The sequence below is a fragment of the Herbaspirillum seropedicae genome, assembly GCF_001040945.1.
GTDB lineage: Bacteria > Pseudomonadota > Gammaproteobacteria > Burkholderiales > Burkholderiaceae_D > Herbaspirillum > Herbaspirillum seropedicae.
In genome coordinates this window covers 2,482,135-2,502,112 of record NZ_CP011930.1, presented here as the reverse complement: position 1 = coordinate 2,502,112, position 19,978 = coordinate 2,482,135, and the positions used below count along the sequence as shown (strand labels likewise).

The following is a 19,978-nucleotide window of genomic DNA, read 5'->3' as shown; positions in this document are numbered from 1 at the left end:
CCGATGCTTCATCGGAGCCCGTTTTGCTTTTACCCGGGCCGGCTGCGCCGGGACGGGAAAACGATATAAACAATATCCTGGCCGCGACTGGTTATAATCGTCGCCTCCCTCCACTACAGCAGCTTTGCTTACGATCATGAAGTGCGATGTCGCCATCCTCGGCAGCGGTCTGGCCGGTCTTTCCGTAGCTCTCCATCTGGCCGAGAAGTATCAGGTGGTGGTCGTCTCCAAGGGCGAACTGCTGGACGGCGCCAGCAACTGGGCGCAAGGCGGGATTGCCGCCGTGCTCGATTCCCACGACAGCCATGCCCAGCACATCGCTGACACGCTGGTAGCCGGCGCTGGTCTGTGCGATGAGAGCGCCACCCGCACCATCGTCGAACAGGGCCGCGAAGCCATCGAATGGCTGATCGAACAGGGCGTGCCCTTCACCCGCGACGACAGCGCCGAACTGGGCTATCACCTGACCCGCGAAGGCGGCCACAGCCAGCGCCGCATCATCCACGCCGCCGACGCCACCGGTCACGCAGTGCAGGTGACGCTGGAGCAGCGCGTGCGCGCCCATCCCAACATCACCCTGCTGGAACATCACTGCGCCATCGACCTGATCCACGCCCGCAAGCTCGATGCCAAAGCCGAGCCGCGCTGCCTGGGCGTGCATGTGCAGGACACCGCCAGCGGCAAGGTGCTGGCCATTGCCGCGGCCCGCACCGTGCTGGCCACCGGCGGCGCCGGCAAGGTCTACCTGTACACCTCCAATCCCGATTCGGCCACCGGCGACGGCATTGCCATGGCCTGGCGCGCTGGCTGCCGGGTGGCCAACATGGAATTCATCCAGTTCCACCCGACCTGCCTGTACCACCCTTACGCCAAGTCCTTCCTGATCAGCGAGGCGCTGCGTGGCGAAGGCGCCCTGCTGAAGCTGCCGCTGTCGGCCGGTGCAGCAGCCGGACAGCGCTTCATGCCGGAACATGATGAGCGCGCCGAACTGGCGCCGCGCGATGTGGTAGCACGCGCCATCGACTTCGAGATGAAAAAGCGCGGCCTGGACCATGTGGACCTGGACATCAGCCACCAGAGCCCGGCCTTCATCGCCGAGCATTTCCCTACCATCCAGGCGCGTTGCCTGGAATTCGGCATCGATATCACGCGCCAGCCGATTCCGGTGGTGCCGGCAGCGCATTACACCTGTGGCGGCGTGGTCACCGACATGGCCGGCCGCACTGACCTGCCGGGCCTGTACGCCGTGGGCGAGACTGCCTATACCGGCTTGCACGGCGCCAATCGCCTGGCCAGCAATTCCCTGCTGGAATGCCTGGTGCTGGGCCGCGCCGCCGCCGCCGATATCGAGCATGAACTGGCCGCCGGCAGCTGGCGCGTGGACGAGGTGCCGGCCTGGGATGAAAGCCGCGTCACCGATGCCGATGAAGAAGTGGTGATCGCCCACAACTGGGACGAGTTGCGCCGCTTCATGTGGAACTACGTCAGCATCGTGCGCACCGACAAACGCCTGGAACGCGCCCAGCACCGCATCCGCCTGCTCAAGGAAGAAATCGACGAGTACTACGCCAACTTCCGCATCTCGCGCGACCTGCTGGAACTGCGCAACCTGGTCGATGTAGCGCAATTGATCGTCTCCAGCGCACTGATGCGCAAGGAAAGCCGGGGCCTGCATTTCAGCCAGGACTATCCACGTACCCTGCCACGCGCCACCCCCACGATCCTGCCGGGCCGCAGCTGAAGCGATGCGCGCACCTTGCAAGGCGCTGCTGCGCCCCCTCCTCCTGGCGCTGGCCAGCGTCAGCCTGGGCGGCCCTGCGGCGGCCGAGACCAGCAGCACCGCCGCCCCCGCCGCCACACAGCCGCGTCCGCGCGTGTGCCTGGTGCTCTCCGGCGGCGGCGCGCGCGGCTACGCCCACCTGGGCGTACTGCAATACCTGGAGCAGCTGCATATCCCCATCGATTGCATCGCCGGCACCAGCATGGGAGCGCTCATCGGTGGGCTCTACGCCAGCGGGCTGGATGCCGGGGAGCTGGAGCGGCGGCTGGCGGCCACCAATCTGTCCGACATCGCCTTCGACCGCAATGAACGCTCGCGCCTGCCGCAAGCGCAGCGCGAGGATGAGTTCCAGTATCCGATCTCGATCTCGGCCGGCCTGGACGGCAGCAAGCTCAAGCTGGCCTCTGGCCTGGTCCAGGGCAACAAGCTGCTGGCCTTGCTGCAGAACTGGACGGCCCAGTTGCCTGCCAACATCGACTTTGCCCGCCTGCCCATCCCCTTTCGCGCCGTTGCCACGGATCTGAGCCTGGGCAGCGAAGTGGTGCTGGACCATGGCTCCCTGCCGCGCGCCATGCGCGCCAGCATGGCAGTGCCGGGCCTGTTCGCGCCGTTTCGCATCGACCAGCGCACCCTGGTCGATGGCGGACTGGTGAGCAACCTGCCGGTCCAGACTGCGCGTGACATGGGCGCTGACGTCGTCATTGCCGTCAACATCGCCACGCCGCTGCAAGACGCCGCACAGCTGCAATCGCCCACGGCAGTGGCGCAGCAGATGGTGGGCATCCTGATCCAGCAGAACGTCAAGGCGCAGAAGGCCTTGCTGGGGGCGCAAGACATCCTGATCGAACCGCAGATGGAGGGCATGTCCTTCACCGACTTCGCACGCGGCAAGGACGGCGTCAACGCCGGCTGGGAGGCGGCCCAGCGCCAGCAGGCCCGGCTGCTCCAGCTGTCGCTGACACCGACGCAATGGCAAGCCTATCTGGATCGCCGCGCGCACGACGGCATGGCGCTGGCCGCGGGCACCCGTATCGACGCCATCGAGATCCGCAGCGGCAGCCGCATTCCGGCCAGCTATGTGCGCAGCCGGCTGGCGGTCAAGGAAGGCGATGTCTACGATGGCCAGCGCATCAACCAGCAGCTGTCGCAACTCTCGACCAACGGCGACTTCAACAATGTCACCCAGGAACTGGTAAGCCGCGAGGATGGCCGACACGTGCTGCTCATCGATGCCGAAGAAAAATCCTGGGGACCGCAGTACCTGCTCTTCGGGCTGGGCGTGTCCAACAGCTTCAATGGACGAGGCGGCTTCAACCTGCAGCTGGGCCACCGCTATCCGTGGATGAACCAGAGCGGCCTGGAGTGGCGCAACGACCTGGTGCTCGGCGCCAAGCGCGCCAGCCTGCAGACCGAGCTGCGCCAGCCGATCTGGGGCAGTACCGGCGCCTACCTGTCGCCCTATCTGGAAGTGAGCCGGCGCTACGTCGACCTGTATCCCGACGGCAGCGACGTGAAGGCTTCGCCGATCAACGAATATCGCATCGATTCGGCCCAGGGCGGCCTGGACCTGGGCCTGCCCTTGTCTCGCCTGGGCGAGCTGCGGCTGGGGTTGAGCTATCAGCACGTCAACTACTCTCCCACCTACAACCTGCCGGCTGGCGGCGGCCTGCTCTTTGAGAGCGTCCAGACCAGCCAGCCCGTGGCGCGCCTGCGCCTGACCATCGACCAGCTCGATGACGCGCTCTTCCCGCGCAAGGGCTATTACCTCTCGGCCGAAGCCAACCGCGGCCTGGGCAGCGACGAGCACCGCTTCTCCAACGTGCAGGCACGCACCCTATGGGCCGTCAGCCGCGAGCGCAATACCTTGAACGTGGCGTTGGAGGGGGCCAGCAGCCTGTCGGCGAACAGTGCTGGGATCGGTTTTACGCTGGGCGGATTCCAGCACCTCTCGGCCTATGCGCCCGACCAGTTCTTTGGCAACTACCTGCTGTATGGCCGCCTGAGCTGGCTGCGCGACCTCGTCGACACCAGCCTGCCGGGCCTGCGCAATCCGGTGCTGGGGGCGAGCCTGGAAGCGGGCAATGTCTGGCAGAACCGCGATGCCTTCGGTGATGGACCTTACAAGAAGAGCCTGAGCCTGTTCCTGGGAGGCAGCAGCCCGGTGGGGCCGCTGTACTTCGGCGTGGCGCTGGGCCAGCAAGGGGTCTGGAATCTCTATCTCCAGCTGGGTCGGGTGTTCTGAGCCTTGCGCTCAGTCGGCCGGATCGATGAGCCAGACGCCGCCCACCCTAGGGCCGGCGTCGCGACTGCGCGGCAAGGGGCGGCTGCGGTCGAGCACGGCGCTGCCATCCTGCAGACGCACCGGCATCTGCACCACCCGCGCCGGATCTTCCCCATCCAGCCAACGTTGCCGCAGGCGCGCCTGGTCCAGCGGCGACACCAGCGCCAGCACCTGATCCAGCGTCTGCGCCGCTGCCGTCGGCACGCCCAGTACGCCCGCCACATCGCCTTGCCAGGTGAAGCAGCGGGTCTGTACATCGAACACATAGGCGACCTGGCGGCTGGCCGCCAGCGCCAGATGCAGTTCGCGCCGGCTGCGCTCGGCCTCGTCCAACTGTTGTCCGCGTCGCGTCTTGAAGGCCCCGACGAACAACGCCAGCAGCGCCGCCACCCCCAGGTAGACCTGCAGCTCCAGCAAGGCATTGCTGGCGTGCAGCTGCACCAGCTTGACGAAAGGTCCACCGCCACGCGCGTCATAGACCATGGCCAGCAGCGCCAACAGCAGCGCCGCCCAGGCGCCGCTGCGCGCTCCCCAGGCCAGGGTGAGCACGGCCAGCAGCAATAGCGGGAGATAGCTGGTGGCGAATTCGACGTCCAGCAAGCGGCGGTCCAGATCGCTGTTGAAGCTCAGGTAGGTCGTCGCCAGCATGCCGGCCAGGCAAGCCAGGCCGATCAGGAATTCGCCACGGGCGAGGCCGCGCGGATGGGCGCGCGCGCCTGGTACGCACAGGAGCAGCGCGGGCGTTACCAGCAGGATGCCGACCAGTTCCGAGAAAATCCATAGGCGCAGGCTGGAAGCGAAGGGCAAGCCCTGCGTGACCTGTTGCCAGCCGGCTCCCAGCAAGGCGCTGGCCACGCTGGCGCCACCCGCGACCAGCAAGAGCGCACGCACGAAAGCCAGCCCCGACAAGGGCCGCGGGCGACGATGCAGCAATGCGACCGCCACGGCGGCCACGCCCGTTTCATTGAACGCCAGCAGCAGCACGCGCCACAGTTCGCGCTGCTCCAGCGCACCCAGGCCGACCTGGGCCGCAATGATCAGCACCAGAAGCGCAAACCAGCGCGGCAACGGAGTCAGCCAAAGCGCCGCCACGGTAATCCCTGCCGGCAGCCAGACATGACCTCCGGCGAAGATCGCCCCATGCAGGTGCAGGCAGGCCAGGCCCGCCAGGAAATACGCCGCCGCCCACGCCAGCGGGGCCGCCAGTTCATTGGATTGCACGATGCGATTGATTGCCGGTTGGGTAGGAGGAAGGATTGGGCGACATTCTAGCAGGCCATAAAGCAAAGCCCGTCCTGCAAAACAGGCCGGGCTTCAGGCGCAGCGCCGCAGCAGGAAGCCTTAGCCGACCACGCGCAGCGAAAAGTCGGTGGCCTGGACGTCCTTGGTCAGGCTGCCGATGGAGATACGGTCCACGCCGGTCTCGGCAATGGCGCGCACGGTCTGCATGTTGATCCCGCCGGAGGCTTCCAGCAAGGCGCGGCCGGCGTTGACGGTGACGGCTTCACGCATCATCTCCAGCGAGAAATTGTCCAGCAGGATGGAACGCGCGCCGGCCTGCAAGGCTTCCTTGAGTTCGTCGATGCTCTCCACCTCGACCTGGATGCTGACACCGGCGTTGAGCTTGAGGGCGGCCGCCACGGCGGCGGTGATACCGCCAGCGGCGGCAATGTGGTTTTCCTTGATCAGGATGCCATCGTACAGCGCCAGGCGCTGGTTGACGCCTCCGCCCACCCGGACCGCATACTTCTGCGCCAGGCGCAGGCCGGGCAAGGTCTTGCGGGTATCGAGGATGGAGGCGCGGGTGCCCTGCACCACGTCCACGTAACGGCGGGTGGCGCTGGCCACGCCAGAAAGCAATTGCAGGAAATTGAGGGCCCCGCGTTCAGCGGTCAACAAGGCGCGAGCCGGGCCCTCGATGGTGCAGACCTCGCTATCGGCGGCCATGCGTTCGCCTTCAGCGTAACGCCAGCTGACCTGCAGGCGCGGATCGAGACGGGTCATGACCGCCTCGAACCAGGGCGCGCCACACAGCACGGCGGCTTCGCGCACGATCACGCGGGCCTTGACGAATTCACTCTCGGGAACCAGCAGGCCGGTGTAGTCGCAGTCGCCCACGTCTTCGGCGATGGCCTGGTTGACGTTGGCGTCGAAGGCCGCATGCAGAGCGGCATCGAAAGGCCCGAAAGGATTGCGCAGATTGCTGGCGGCAATGGTCGAGGCGGATTTGAGGGCGTGGAGCGTCATGCGGGACCGATTCCTGCAAACAGTTGCTGTTCGTCTTCAAGGCGCGCCGAGGGGCGGACCTTGGCCTTGCGCTGGGCGGCGAAGTCCAGCATGCGATCGATGCAGACCACCGCCTGCTTGCCGACTGCGGGATCGACATGGATCTCATTGGCGCCGGTCTCCAGCACGTGCAAGAGATTCTGCAGGCCGTTCATGGCCATCCACGGGCAATGGGCGCAGCTCTTGCAGGTGGCGCTGTTGCCGGCAGTCGGGGCATCGATGAAGCGCTTGCCAGGTGCGGCGGCACGCATCTTGTGCAGGATGCCGTTGTCGGTGGCGACGATGAAGGCCGGGGCGTCGGAGGCCTGCACGGCGGCGATCAGCTGGGAAGTCGAACCGATCACGTCGGCCTGGGCCACTACCGCCTCGGGCGACTCCGGGTGCACCAGCACCAGTGCGTCCGGATGCTCGGCGCGCATCAGTTCCAGTTCCACGCCCTTGAACTCGTCATGCACCAGGCAGGAACCCTGCCACAGCAGCATATCGGCCCCGGTCTGCTTCTGGATGTAGCTGCCCAGGTGCTTGTCGGGCGCCCACAGGATCTTCTTGCCCTGGGCATGCAGGTGCTGGACGATCTCCAGGCCGATGCCAGAGGTCACCATCCAGTCGGCGCGCGCCTTCACGGCGGCGCTGGTGTTGGCGTAGACCACCACGGTGCGGTCCGGATGCTGGTCGCAGAAGGCGGCGAATTCGTCTGCCGGGCATCCCAGGTCGAGCGAACAGGTCGCCTCCAGGTCGGGCATGAGGATGCGCTTTTCGGGGCTCAGGATCTTGGCGGTCTCGCCCATGAAGCGCACACCGGCCACCACCAGGGTCTGGGCGGCGTGGTCACGGCCGAAGCGGGCCATTTCCAGCGAATCGGAGACACAGCCGCCGGTTTCCTCGGCCAGGTCCTGCAGATCTCCATCGACGTAGTAGTGCGCCACCAGCACCGCCTGCTTTTCCTTGAGCAGTTGGCGGATGCGCGCCTTCAACTGCGCGCGTTCCTCGGGGCTGGGCGTGGCCGGTACCTTGGCCCACGCATTGGCGGTACAACTGCCGCCGGTCTCCATTTGCGGTCGCTCGAATTCGACGACCTTGGTTGCTGTTGCTTGCATGGCGGTCAACAATGCTGTGCTGATGCGGTTAGCGGGATTATTCGATGCCCTGGCTGGCCAGGTAGTCTTCATAGCCGCCCTGGAAGTCGATCACTTGACCATCCTTCACTTCGAGGATGCGGGTGGCCAGCGAAGACACGAATTCACGGTCGTGCGAGACGAAGATCAGGGTGCCGGCGTACTTTTCCAGCGCGATGTTGAGCGACTCGATGGATTCCATGTCCATGTGGTTGGTCGGTTCATCCATCAGCAGCACGTTGTGGCGGCCCAGCATCAGCTTGCCGTACATCATGCGGCCCTTTTCGCCACCGGAGAGCACCTTCACCGACTTCTTCACATCATCGCCCGAGAACAGCAGACGGCCCAGGATGCCGCGCACGGCCTGGTCATCGTCGCCTTCCTGGGTCCACTTGCCCATCCAGTCGGTCAGGGTTTCGCCGCCAGCGAATTCTTCGGTCGGATCCTGCGGCATGTAGCCGACGTTGGCGTTTTCGGCCCACTTCACCAGACCGCCATCGGGATGCAAGCCGGTGACGTCGCCGCCGATGCTGCGCAGCAAGGTGGTCTTACCGGCGCCGTTGGCGCCGATGATGGCGATCTTCTCGCCGGCTTCGACCATGATGCTGAAGTTCTTGAAGATGTCGCGGTCGTAGGTCTTGGTGATGCCCTGGGTTTCCACGGCCAGGCGGTGCAGCTTCTTCTCACCTTCGAAGCGGATGAAGGGATTCACGCGGGAAGACGGCTTGATGTCCTCGACCTTGATCTTGTCGATCTGCTTGGCGCGCGAAGTGGCCTGGCGGGCCTTGGACTTGTTGGCCGAGAAGCGGCGCACGAAGTCCTGCAGTTCGGCGACCTTTTCCTTGGCCTTGGCATTGGCGGCCAGCTGCTGGGCGCGCGCTTGCGAAGAGGCCAGCATGTAGTCGTCGTAGTTGCCCGGATAGATCTTCAGCGTGCCGTAATCCATGTCGGCCATGTGGGTGCAGACCTGGTTCAGGAAGTGGCGATCGTGGGAAATGATGATCATGGTGGAATTGCGCTCGTTGAGCACTTCTTCCAGCCAGCGGATGGTGTTGATGTCCAGGTTGTTGGTCGGTTCGTCCAGCAGCAGGATGTCCGGGTTGGAGAACAGCGCCTGCGCCAGCAGCACGCGCAGCTTCCAGCCGGGCGCGACATTGCTCATGGGACCATTGTGCTGTTCGATGGGCACGCCTACGCCCAGCAGCAGTTCGCCGGCACGTGCCTCGGCGGTGTAGCCGTCGTATTCGGCGAACTTGGCTTCCAGGTCGGCCGCCTTCATGTAGTCGTCGTCGGTGGCGTCGGGATTGGCGTAGATGGCGTCGCGCTCGGACATGGCGGCCCACATCTCGACGTGACCCATCATGACCACATCCAGCACGCGCATTTCTTCATAGGCGAACTGGTCCTGGCGCAATTTACCCAGACGCTCGTTCACGTCCAGGCTGACGTTGCCAGCCGAGGGCTCGAGGTCGCCGCCGAGGATCTTCATGAAGGTGGACTTGCCGCAGCCATTGGCGCCGATCAGGCCGTAGCGATTGCCATCGCCGAACTTGACGGAAATGTTCTCGAACAACGGCTTGGCGCCGAACTGCATGGTGATGTTTGCGGTGGATAGCACTGCGAAAACCTTTTCAAAAATGTAACTTGCGTGCGCAGAACGAAGCCGATGCCGTGGCACGCGAAACGGCGGATTTTACCACTCCGAGCCCGCCACGGCTCGCTTTGCGCCGTCGGCAGGCCGCTAAAACTTGTCAATAACCCATGCCGGCTGTGCTGCCGGCGCGGCTGGCGCTTACAATTGCCCGGGATTTTTCGCCCCGGCCGGGGCTCCTATCCACTTTGACACTCTGGACACTGCAAGCATGAAGCGAGCCCTCTTCCCTGTCGCGCTCTGCCTCTCCGGCGTCGCCCTGATCCCCGCCCTGGGCCAGGCCGCCGACAGCGGCTACAACATCTGGACCAACGAATACACCGTGTCCAGGCAGCAACTGCAGAGCGCCATTGCGCCGCAGTTCCCGCGCAAGCTGCGCTACATGGACATCTTCGACGTCACACTGAGCAATCCGCGCCTGGGCATGCTGCCTGCCGACAATCGCATGAATACGGTGGTCGATGCGCAGATCGCCAATCCCTTGCTGTTGCAGCGTCCGGTCAATGCCGTGCTGACGCTGAGCAGCGCTTTCAAATACGACCCGGCCACACGTTCGCTGCGACTGGATGCGCCCAAGGTGGACAAGGTCGACAGCAGCGACCTGCCGCCACAGTACGCACAGCAACTGACCGCCTTGGGCAACGCGGCAGCTGACCAGTTCCTGCGCGACTATGCGCTCTATACCTTCAAGCCGGAACAGCTGCAGATGAACGGCAAGCGCTTCGAACCGGGCAAGATCACCGTCGAGCAGGATGCGGTGAAGGTCGAGATCAAGGAAAAATGACCGTCCTGGCCCTCGTCCGGTTCAGCGGCGGGTCAGGGTCGGATAATCCGACAGGGTCAGCGTAAAGCCATCCGCGCCCTGCGCATCCAGCACTGCATGTGCGCCGATGGGCAAGGTGACCAGGTCGCGCACGTGGCCGAACGGCAGGCCGGTGACGATGGGCGTGGCGATGTGCTGGCGCAGGAAGGCCAGCATCTGGGTGAAATCGTAGCCGTTGTCGATCTCGGCCAGGCGATAGCCCGAGAAGTCGCCCAGCAAGATGGCGCGCTGCCTGGCCAGTACACCTGCCTGATGCAATTGCAAGATCATGCGCTCGACCCGGAAGGGATGCTCGTTCACATCTTCCAGGAACAGGATGCCGCCCTCGACCGGGGCAAACTGCGGATGGCCCACCATGTGCGCCATCATCGCCAGGTTGCCGCCCCACAGCTTGCCCTCGCAGCGCACCACGGGGCTGGCCGGATCGGTACGACGGTCGCCGATGGGGGCGCGGTCCATGCCATCCGGCCCACTGTAGTTGCGCACCGTCACCTGGGGCGAGGTCAACGTCTTCCAGAAGCAGGCCAGGGCCTGCCAATCCGGCGTTTCCGCACCGAAGTCTCCGCACAGCATCGGCCCCTGGAAACCACCCTGGCCGCCATGCGCCAGCAAGGCGCATTGCAGGGCGGTAAAGTCGCTATACCCCACCAGCAGCTTGCCGCTGGCCGCCAGGGCGGGGATATCCAGCGTGGGAAGGATGCGGCTCATGCCGTAGGAGCCGCGCAGGCCGAGGATCACCTCCACGTCTGGATCGGCGGCGGCTTCCATCAACTGTGCAGCGCGCTGCTCATCGGTCGCGCCGAAGCGCTGGTAGCGCTGCTGATGATCATAGAAGTTGCGCACCCGGCAACCCAGCGACTCCAGCAGCGCCACGCCGCGCGGCACCCGCTCGGGGTCAACGCCGGCGTGACCGCAGGGCGCCACGATGGCTACGCCGGTGCCGGGCGGAACCAGACCATCCAGAAGTTCACGACCTGCTGTCATCATGCTGCTCCATTTTCCTGACTGCCCTCGCCGGCGGCAGCTTGCAGACGTTGCTGCTTGAGCTGCTCGCGCCGCATGGCAAAGAAATCCTTCAACAATTGTCCGCACTCCTCGGCCATGACGCCGCCCAGCAGGGCCGTGTGATGATTCAACTGGTCCTGCTCGAACAGGTTGAGCACCGAACCGCAGGCGCCGGTCTTGGGATCGGCGGCGCCAAACACCACCCGCGCCAGGCGCGCATGCATCATGGCGCCGGAACACATCACGCAAGGCTCCAGCGTCACATACAGTTCACAACCCGGCAAGCGATAGTTGCCCAGGATTTCCGCTGCGCGGCGCAAGGCCATGATCTCGGCATGCGCGGTGGGGTCATGCTTGCCGATGGGCTGGTTGAAGCCGGTGGCGATGACGACGCCATCCTTGACCACCACCGCCCCCACCGGCACCTCGCCCAGCGCCCAGGCATGCCGGGCCTGCTCCAGCGCGGCGCGCATGTGCAGCAGATCGGCCTCGCCAGCCGCCGATGATGCGGATGGCACAGTGCAAGGCGCGTCCATCAGTCTGCCGTGATCTCGGCCCAGCAATTGGGCGTTTCATGCAGCACCAGCTTTTGCAGGTGCAGGCCGGTGCCATAGCGGTCCTTGTAGGCCGCCTTGAGGATGGCGAAAGCTTCGCGGGCCAGGTTTTCCACGGTCGGGATGCTGCCGATGATGACCGTCTTGTGGCCCGGCAGGCTGGCCAGGAAGTCGCGCACGGGCGTGTCCTTTTCATAGACCAGGAAGGCGTGGTCCCAGACATCGACCAGGTGCTCCTTGGCCAGCGCCTTGATGTCGGAGAAATCCATGATCATGCCATTGTCGGAATTGCCCTCGATGTCGATGACCGCGCCGGTCAGGGTGATTTCCAGCGTATAGCGGTGGCCGTGCAGGTTGCGGCACTGGCTCTTGTGGTCAGGGATACGGTGGCCGGCGTCGAATTCGAGTTTGCGGGTGATGGTCAGCATGGATGTTTCTTCAGAGAAGCCCGCTGCATCAGCTGTGCAGCGGGCGGGTGAGGCTATTGTAATCACACGGCAGATGGCCGCATGAAGGAAAATTCAGGGGATATTGAGCAGCTTGTGGGTCTGGATGCTCAGCTTCCACTTGGGATTGTTCTTGACCATCTCGATGGCCAGACGGGTATTGGCAGCCGCCTGCAAGCCGTCCATGGGTTGCAGCAGGAAGTGCTGGAAGTCCAGCTTTTCATACTCATCCAGCGGCTGGCCGGGCTGCGGCACCACGACTTTGAGTTCACTGCCGCGCCGGACCTTCAGTTCCGAGCCCATCTTGGGGCTCACACAGATCCAGTCCACGCCATCCGGCACGTCGATGGTGCCGTTGGTCTCGATGGCGATTTCAAAGCCCACCGCGTGCATTGCCTCGATCAAGGCGGCATCCAGTTGCAGCAAAGGTTCGCCGCCGGTGAAGACCACATACTTGCTGGGCGCATAGCGGGCGGGCCAGAGGCTGTCGATCTTGGCGGCCAGTTCGGCGGGAGACTTGAATTTGCCGCCGTTTTCGCCATCGGTCCCGACAAAGTCGGTGTCGCAGAACTGGCAGATGGCGCGTACGCGGTCTTCCTCGCGTCCGGTCCACAGGTTGCAGCCCGAAAAACGGCAAAACACTGCCGGACGACCGGCATGAGCGCCCTCGCCCTGCAAGGTATAGAAGATTTCTTTGATGCTGTAAGTCACGATAAGGAATGGCCGGCCGGGCAGCCACAAACAGAAGGGGTCGGACAACGCCAGCGTGAATCCATGACTAAGTCACTGATATTGCAGCCGATTTCGCTGGCGTCCAGGGGGCGTATTATAGCCGGTCGGGGCCGATCATGAGCTCATTGATCCTCATCGAGCATCAAGCCCGGCGGCGGCAGCTCCAGCTTCAATCCCAGGCGCTCGATCAGCCGGCGGGCGTCGAAGGGGGCCTTGACCTTCATATCATTATCAAAATAGCAGTACACATCCCGGCTGGCGCGCTTGCGCGGGGCGGCCGCCGAAATGCGCGGCCCCTGCTCCGGCTGACCGCCTGCGGCCCAGGCGCGGATGCGCTCGGCCCAGGCGTCGATGGCCTCATCGCTGTAGCCGCTCTGGTACAGGCGCTTGTCGCCGTGCAGGCGCAGGTACATGAAATCGGCCGTGACGTCTTCCTGGTAAGGCCATTTCTTGGGCGCATCCGCGATCACCAAGGCCACCTGGTACTTGCGCAGCAGCTGGATGAAAGACTCGTCCACGAAACTGTCATGGCGGATTTCCATGGCGTGGCGCAGCTTGCGCTTCTTGTCGACCTCCAGCGCCACCCTGCCCTGCATGCGCGGCTCGTGCCCTTGCGCCAGGGCCATGGCCGCTTCGGTATCGTGCGGTAGCAGGCTCAGGAAGTGTTCCAGCGACTCCGGCTCATAGCGGAAGCTGGGCGGGAACTGCCACAGGAAAGGCCCGAGTTTTTCCTTCAGATTGAATACACCGGAGGCGAACACGTTGGCCAGGGCGCCATCGATGTCCTGCAGGCGCCGGGTGTGGGTGATGAAGCGATTGCCCTTGTGGCTGAAGAGAAAGCCGGGTGGCGTCTGCTCATACCAGCGCTGATAGCTTTCGGGGCGTTGCAAGGCGTAGAAGGAACCGTTGAGCTCGATGCTGGGCAGTACCCTTGACGCATAGTGCAGCTCATCATCCTGGCGCAAGCCCTTGGGGTAGAAACTGCCGCGCCAAGGGGCGTAGCGCCAGCCCGAAATGCCGATCCAGATCTTGCCCATGCCTGTCTCCTTGTTCACACACATTTGTGTGTGACTGAAGGCAGCCTGCTTGGTGCCAGCCAGCGCGACAGCAGCGACGCGGCAACTGTTACACTGCTGCCCTTAAAAACGACCGTTCCACCCTGCCTTGCCGCCATGACCACTACGCATGCCATTACCCAATTCCGTCTCAGCTCGCCCACGCCCGAATTCGACCATCCGCGTGAAGAGCGTCGGCTGGACGGCAATCCCCTGCGCACTACCTGGAACCACTTCACCAGCGCCAGCGGCGAAGTCAGCGCCGGTATCTGGGCCTGCGAAAGAGGCAGCTGGCGCATTGCCTTCGCGCAGAACAAGGATGAGTATTTCTATGTGCTGGAAGGCCGTTGCCGGGTCATTGATGAGCAAGGCCATGCGGCCGAGGCGGGACCAGGCGATGCGATGGTGATTCCGGCTGGGTTCAAGGGGGTGTTCGAGGTGGTGGAGGCGTTACGAAAGCACTACGTGATTGTCACGGGGAAAATCTCATCGAACCAAACCGATCGTGCTGACCGCGAATAGAGGAAATATCAACCTTCGGCGAAGCGCAAGACATCCAAGTCCGATGAATCAGTCATCAGACCAGTCCTTTCAAGTCCAATCAGCTGAGGTGGCACTGCGTTGCCGGACAATTCCGGCAACTATATAATTTCGCGTAATTAAAATATGCCTTAGGTGTGATCATTGCGCATATGTGACCCTGTTCTAGGCTAAAAACGTATTTACAATTTATGAGCATCCTTCAACGCCCCGCACTTTCACACTCGAAATATCGCTCAGACATTGATGGTTTAAGGGCTATCGCGGTGTTAGCAGTAGTGAGCTTTCACGGCTTCCCCAATTTCGTTAGAGGTGGATTTATCGGAGTAGATGTTTTCTTTGTTATCTCCGGATACCTTATCTCAACCATCATTTTTGAGAATCTGGACAGAGGCACCTTTACTTTTACGGAATTCTACGCTCGCCGCGTAAGACGCATTTTTCCTGCCCTTCTTCTCGTATTAAGCACATGCTTTGTTGTGGGTTGGTTCGTTCTGCTAACGGACGAATATAAGCAGCTAGGCAAACATATTGCAGGTGGCGCCGGCTTTGTTTCGAACTTTCTTTTGAGAGATGAGTCCGGCTATTTCGACAATAGCGCTGAAACCAAGCCCTTGTTACACTTGTGGAGTTTAGGTATTGAGGAACAATTTTATATTTTATGGCCGATGTTATTATTTTTTTCCTGGCGACGGAAATTCAACCTCTTAACAATCACCATTATTGTCGCCTTAGCTTCTTTTGCTGCAAATATTAAAGGAATTAATAAAGATGCGACAGCCGCTTTTTATCTACCCCAGTCACGATTTTGGGAACTGCTAAGCGGCACCTTGTTGGCATGGTTCACGCTTTATAAGCAACACACAACAATCGAACTTAGGCCCAGATTAGGTACGTGGATACTTCAGCTTATATATAGCGAAAAGCGGAAGTCTGACGGAAAATTTTTAATCGACGTCTCGTCCATCACTGGCTTGTGCATAGTGCTGTACGGCTTCTGGCGAATCAATAAAGAACTGGCGTTCCCTGGGGTGTGGGCATTGGTTCCCATTCTAGGCACCATATTAATTATTGCCGCCGGGCCGGCAGCCTGGGTTAATCGCACCTTGCTTTCCAACAAAATTCTGGTGTGGTTTGGACTGATTAGCTTCCCACTTTACCTGTGGCATTGGCCTGTACTTTCTTTTGCAAGGATAGTCGAGAATGAATTGCCAAGCTATCCATTGCGCGTAGGAGCGATAGCCCTTGCTATCATTCTCGCCTGGCTTACGTATGAGATTGTTGAGCGCCCTATACGCACAGGAAATAACGCCAACACAAAAATCACAGTAACTGCGCTTATAGGCCTGATGGCCCTCGTGGGGGCTGTCGGCTACAGGACATTTGCGGCTAATGGATGGGAGTCCAGAATGTCCCCAGATATCACCAGAATTTCCAGGGCAGCCGGTGAGTGGCAGTATCCCGGAAAACTAACCGCTTTCAATTTTGAAAACAGAACCTTCTACCGCCAAAATTCGAACATGGATGAAATCACATTGTTTATCGGCGATTCGAATATTGAGCAATACTACGTCCGCACCGATGAGTTAATTTCGACCAAGCCGAACAACAGCAATAGCGTAGTTTTTGCAACTGGAGGTGGCTGCCTTGCCATTCCTGGCTCTCCATATGACGAGGCTCATATGAGTTGTGCCAACTTAATGGAAACCGCGCTCAACTATGCCAAAACTAATGCAAGCGTAGCAAGCGTCGTTATAGGCGCCCAATGGAATAGCTATTTATCAGACGGATATGGATTAAGAGGAAGTTTTGGAACTGCAGGCAAGGACTATTCCGCAGCCTTAAACCGCTTGGCCAGATATATAAGAGAACTAAAGTATTTAGGGAAAAAAGTTTATTTCATTTTAAACATCCCAATCGGAGATGAACTTGATCCCAAATTTATGATTACGCGCAACCTCAAGCATTTCCCACATGTAATTAATCTGAAAGAGAGAGGATTGAATAGAAAAGATATTGATGAAAGATATGGAAAAATACAAAAGGATTTAGAGCAGATCGCGCGGGCCGCTGGAGCGGACGTGGTAAATCCTATGGACTTTTTATGCAACGCTACCAAATGTTCGAGCTTGGATGATGAAGGTGAACCCATCTACAAAGATAGATCTCATTTGCGTCCGCAGTATGTAAGATATAGGGCAAGCTTTATAGATGAATTTCTTACGTGGCATTAGTTATTTACGCCATCATTTCTGATCAATACAAGAACACTGACCGAGAAGTCCCCGTTGCTTAACCCAGTAGGGTCTGCTTGAGCATTACAAAACACCCCAAAAGTCGGATCGGAATCCAACGGTTTGGGGTGCAGTTACATCATGCGAATCTTAGGCGCTTTCTCGCCATCCGCTATCGGTCACACAGGCGCGATCATTCCCACTCGATGGTCGCCGGCGGCTTCCCCGAAATGTCATACACCACCCGGTTCAAGCCCCGCACCTCATTGATGATGCGGTTGGACACCCGCCCCAGCAGCTCATGCGGCAGATGCGCCCAATGCGCCGTCATGAAGTCCTGGGTCTGCACCGCACGCAGCGCCACCACGTATTCGTAGGTGCGGCCGTCGCCCATGACGCCCACCGACTTCACCGGCAGGAACACGGCAAACGCCTGGCTGGTCTTTTCGTACCAGGTCTGGCCATCTTCATCCTTGGTATTGCGCAGTTCTTCGATGAAGATCGCATCCGCACGACGCAACAGGTCGGCGTATTCCTTCTTCACTTCACCGAGGATGCGCACACCCAGGCCCGGACCCGGGAACGGATGACGGTAGACCATTTCCGGCGGCAGGCCCAGCGCCACACCCAATTCGCGCACCTCGTCCTTGAACAGTTCGCGCAGCGGCTCCAAGAGCTTCAGGTTCAGCGTTTCCGGCAGGCCGCCGACGTTGTGGTGGCTCTTGATGGTGTGCGCGGTCTTCTTGCCCTTGCCGGCGCTTTCGATCACGTCCGGATAGATGGTGCCCTGGGCCAGCCACTTGGCGCTGGTCAGCTTGGCTGATTCGGCCTGGAACACTTCGACGAACTCGCGGCCGATGATCTTGCGCTTGGCTTCCGGATCGGTCACGCCAGCCAGGTGGCCCATGAACTGCGCGGTGGCGTCCACGTGGATCACCTTCACGCCCAGGTTCTTGGCAAACATCTCCATGACCATCTTGCCTTCATCCAGGCGCAGCAGGCCGTGGTCGACGAACACGCAGGTCAGTTGGTCACCGATGGCGCGGTGGATCAGGGCCGCTGCCACGCTGCTGTCCACACCGCCCGACAGGCCAAGGATGACTTCATCGCTGCCCACTTGCTGGCGGATCATCTCGACGGCTTCGGCGATGTAGTCCGGCATGTTCCAGTCCGACTGGCAACCGCAGATCTCGTGCACGAAGCGGCCCAGCATGGCCTTGCCTTGCACGGTATGGGTCACTTCGGGGTGGAATTGCACGCCATAGAAACGACGCTCTTCGTCGGCCATGCCGGCGATCGGACAGTTGCCGGTGGAGGCCATCAGCTTGAAGCCGGCGGGCATTTCGTTGACCTTGTCGCCGTGGCTCATCCAGACCTTCAGCATGCCGTGGCCTTGGGCGTTGGTGAAGTCGCTGATGTTGTCCAGCAGCTTGGTGTGACCGTGGGCGCGCACTTCGGCGTAGCCGAATTCGCGCAGGTGGCCGTTGTCGACCTTGCCTCCCAGTTGCTCAGCCATGGTCTGCATGCCGTAGCAGATGCCCAGCACCGGCACGCCCAGTTCGAAGACCGCTTGCGGAGCGCGCGGGGTGTCGCCTTCGGTGACGCTGTTGGGGCCGCCGGAGAGGATGACGCCAGCTGCGCCATAGTTGCGCACGAATTCGTCGGTCACATCATGCGGGAATACCTCGGAAAACACACCGGCTTCGCGCACGCGGCGAGCGATGAGCTGGGTCACCTGGGAACCGAAGTCGAGGATCAGGATTTTCGAATGCGAATGCGTGGACATGGGCAGTGAGGTCTGGCTACGTTAGCTACGTTGAAAATGGACTTCTGAAAAGATCAACAGCCCGACAGCCTGGCATGACGCCGATGGACTGTCGGGCTGTGGCGCATCGAGGATCAGTCGGCGCGGTAGTTCGGGGCTTCCTTGGTGATCTGCACGTCGTGGACATGCGATTCACGCATGCCGGCCGCGGTGATCTCGACGAACTCGGCGCGCTCGCGGAAGTCGTCGATGGAGGCGCAACCGCAGTAACCCATGGAGGAGCGCACGCCGCCCACCAGCTGGTACAGGATCGCCACTACCGAGCCCTTGTAAGCGACGCGGCCTTCAATGCCTTCCGGCACGAACTTGTCAGCGGTGTTGTCGCCGTCCTGGAAGTAGCGGTCGGCCGAACCGTCCGCCATCGCACCCAGCGAACCCATGCCGCGATAGGACTTGTAGCTGCGGCCCTGGTACAGGATCACTTCGCCCGGCGCTTCTTCGGTGCCGGCGAACATGCTGCCCATCATCACGGCCGAGGCGCCGGCGGCCAGCGCCTTGGCGACGTCGCCCGAGAAACGGATACCGCCATCGGCAATCACTGGCACGCCGGTACCCTTCAGGGCTTCGGCGACGTTGGCGATGGCCGAGATCTGCGGCACGCCTACGCCGGCGACGATACGGGTGGTGCAGATGGAGCCAGGGCCGATACCGACCTTGACCGCATCGGCGCCATGCTCGACCAGTGCCTTGGCGGCTGCGGCGGTAGCGATATTGCCGCCGATGACTTCGACGTGCGGATACTTGGTCTTGACCCACTTGACGCGGTTGAGCACGCCAGCGGAGTGGCCATGGGCGGTGTCGACCACGATCACGTCCACGCCAGCGGCGACCAGCAGCTCGATGCGTTCGTCATTGTCCGGGCCGACGCCGACGGCCGCGCCCACGCGCAGCTTGCCGTGCACGTCCTTGCAGGCGAAGGGGTGTTCGGTGGATTTCTCGATATCCTTGACGGTGATCAGGCCGCGCAGCTCAAACGCATCGTTGACGACCATCACGCGCTCCAAGCGGTGCTTGTTCATCAGGCGCTTGGCTTCTTCGGGATCGGCGCTGGAGCCGTTTTCCTTGACGTAGACCAGCTTCTCGCGCGGGGTCATCTTGGCGCGGACTTCTGCGTCCAGTTCTTCTTCGAAGCGCAGGTCGCGGTTGGTGATGATGCCCACCAGCGCCTTGCCTTCAACCACCGGGAAGCCGGAAATGCCATGCTGCTTGGACAGCGCGATGACATCACGGATCTTCATGGTGGGGGGGATGGTGATCGGGTCGCGGACCACGCCGGACTCGAAACGTTTGACCTTGGAAACCTCGCGCGCCTGTTCCTTGGGCGTCAGGTTCTTGTGGATGATGCCGATGCCGCCTTCTTGCGCCATGGCAATGGCCAGGCGGGCTTCAGTCACGGTGTCCATCGCCGCCGAGACCAGCGGAATGTTCAGCGAGATGTTGCGCGTCAGGCGCGTGGTCAGGGAAGTATCTTTGGGGAGGATGTCCGAGAAGGCCGGAACGAGCAGCACATCATCGAACGTGAGTGCTTTTTGGAGAAGACGCATAGTATTTCCTATAGGCGCAAAAGCGAATTATACAGAAAACTTGAACTTGCGTCTTGCCCTGCTTGCGTTTATCCATCCAGGCGTGGCAAAAACGCTGGATGGATTGA

Annotated in this window: 16 protein-coding genes; 5 read left to right on the top strand and 11 right to left on the bottom strand. The window is 61.6% G+C overall.

Annotated elements, in window-relative coordinates; genetic code table 11:
* Positions 1 to 136 precede the first annotated feature (136 nt).
* Together nadB and ACP92_RS11045 are read left to right on the top strand one after the other, a co-directional pair.
* Complete coding sequence (gene nadB, locus ACP92_RS11050) at positions 137 to 1,741, top strand: L-aspartate oxidase (RefSeq protein WP_013234198.1); 1,605 nt, start codon at positions 137 to 139, stop codon at positions 1,739 to 1,741.
* A 4-nt stretch (positions 1,742 to 1,745) separates the two neighbouring features.
* Positions 1,746 to 4,022, top strand: coding sequence for a patatin-like phospholipase family protein (locus ACP92_RS11045; RefSeq protein ID WP_013234197.1), 2,277 nt, complete (start codon positions 1,746 to 1,748; stop codon positions 4,020 to 4,022).
* Between the two features lie 9 nt (positions 4,023 to 4,031).
* Here the strand turns inward: ACP92_RS11045 and ACP92_RS11040 are convergent, their stop codons facing one another.
* The 4 genes from ACP92_RS11040 to ACP92_RS11025 all read right to left on the bottom strand — a co-directional run bounded on the left by ACP92_RS11040 (position 4,032) and on the right by ACP92_RS11025 (position 9,080).
* The gene (locus tag ACP92_RS11040) at positions 4,032 to 5,282 is read right to left on the bottom strand and encodes an MASE1 domain-containing protein (RefSeq protein ID WP_041310652.1); all 1,251 of its coding nucleotides are present in this window, start codon (positions 5,280 to 5,282) and stop codon (positions 4,032 to 4,034) included.
* A 120-nt stretch (positions 5,283 to 5,402) separates the two neighbouring features.
* The gene (gene nadC / locus ACP92_RS11035) at positions 5,403 to 6,308 is read right to left on the bottom strand and encodes a carboxylating nicotinate-nucleotide diphosphorylase (protein ID WP_013234195.1); all 906 of its coding nucleotides are present in this window, start codon (positions 6,306 to 6,308) and stop codon (positions 5,403 to 5,405) included.
* Positions 6,305 to 7,444, bottom strand: coding sequence for a quinolinate synthase NadA (gene nadA, locus ACP92_RS11030; RefSeq protein ID WP_013234194.1), 1,140 nt, complete (start codon positions 7,442 to 7,444; stop codon positions 6,305 to 6,307). Before nadA ends, nadC begins: the two co-directional genes overlap by 4 nt.
* Before the next feature lie 37 nt (positions 7,445 to 7,481).
* The gene (locus ACP92_RS11025) at positions 7,482 to 9,080 is read right to left on the bottom strand and encodes an ABC-F family ATPase (RefSeq protein ID WP_013234193.1); all 1,599 of its coding nucleotides are present in this window, start codon (positions 9,078 to 9,080) and stop codon (positions 7,482 to 7,484) included.
* A gap of 244 nt (positions 9,081 to 9,324) precedes the next feature.
* On the opposite strand from ACP92_RS11025, the gene ACP92_RS11020 reads away from it, so the two are divergent.
* Entirely contained in the window at positions 9,325 to 9,897 is a 573-nt protein-coding gene (locus tag ACP92_RS11020) for a DUF1439 domain-containing protein (protein ID WP_041310647.1), read from the top strand.
* Positions 9,898 to 9,918: 21 nt separating this feature from the next.
* On the opposite strand, the gene ldcA is transcribed toward ACP92_RS11020, so the two are convergent.
* From ldcA to ACP92_RS10995, 5 genes are all read right to left on the bottom strand, one after another.
* On the bottom strand, positions 9,919 to 10,923 hold the full coding sequence (ldcA, locus tag ACP92_RS11015; protein WP_041310644.1) for a muramoyltetrapeptide carboxypeptidase: 1,005 nt from the start codon (positions 10,921 to 10,923) through the stop codon (positions 9,919 to 9,921).
* Positions 10,920 to 11,477, bottom strand: coding sequence for a tRNA adenosine(34) deaminase TadA (gene tadA / locus ACP92_RS11010; protein ID WP_013234190.1), 558 nt, complete (start codon positions 11,475 to 11,477; stop codon positions 10,920 to 10,922). Before tadA ends, ldcA begins: the two co-directional genes overlap by 4 nt.
* The gene (gene queD, locus ACP92_RS11005; protein ID WP_013234189.1) at positions 11,477 to 11,923 is read right to left on the bottom strand and encodes a 6-carboxytetrahydropterin synthase QueD; all 447 of its coding nucleotides are present in this window, start codon (positions 11,921 to 11,923) and stop codon (positions 11,477 to 11,479) included. The genes tadA and queD overlap by 1 nt, the downstream gene beginning before the upstream one ends.
* A 93-nt stretch (positions 11,924 to 12,016) precedes the next feature.
* Positions 12,017 to 12,652 (bottom strand): 7-carboxy-7-deazaguanine synthase, encoded by a 636-nt coding sequence (gene queE / locus ACP92_RS11000; RefSeq protein ID WP_041311775.1) that lies wholly within the window; start codon positions 12,650 to 12,652, stop codon positions 12,017 to 12,019.
* A 143-nt stretch (positions 12,653 to 12,795) separates the two neighbouring features.
* Positions 12,796 to 13,710 (bottom strand): DUF72 domain-containing protein, encoded by a 915-nt coding sequence (locus tag ACP92_RS10995; RefSeq protein ID WP_013234187.1) that lies wholly within the window; start codon positions 13,708 to 13,710, stop codon positions 12,796 to 12,798.
* A 135-nt stretch (positions 13,711 to 13,845) separates the two neighbouring features.
* Here ACP92_RS10995 and ACP92_RS10990 point away from each other — a divergent pair, with 135 nt between their 5' ends.
* Positions 13,846 to 14,250: a cupin domain-containing protein gene (locus ACP92_RS10990; RefSeq protein WP_013234186.1), complete on the top strand. Its 405-nt coding sequence runs from the start codon at positions 13,846 to 13,848 to the stop codon at positions 14,248 to 14,250.
* A gap of 209 nt (positions 14,251 to 14,459) precedes the next feature.
* Positions 14,460 to 16,502 (top strand): acyltransferase family protein, encoded by a 2,043-nt coding sequence (locus tag ACP92_RS24265; RefSeq protein WP_013234185.1) that lies wholly within the window; start codon positions 14,460 to 14,462, stop codon positions 16,500 to 16,502.
* Positions 16,503 to 16,695: 193 nt separating this feature from the next.
* On the opposite strand, the gene guaA is transcribed toward ACP92_RS24265, so the two are convergent.
* Both guaA and guaB read right to left on the bottom strand, forming a co-directional pair.
* Entirely contained in the window at positions 16,696 to 18,288 is a 1,593-nt protein-coding gene (gene guaA / locus ACP92_RS10985; protein WP_013234184.1) for a glutamine-hydrolyzing GMP synthase, read from the bottom strand.
* Between the two features lie 113 nt (positions 18,289 to 18,401).
* Positions 18,402 to 19,871 (bottom strand): IMP dehydrogenase, encoded by a 1,470-nt coding sequence (guaB, locus tag ACP92_RS10980; protein WP_013234183.1) that lies wholly within the window; start codon positions 19,869 to 19,871, stop codon positions 18,402 to 18,404.
* Positions 19,872 to 19,978: the final 107 nt, after the last annotated feature.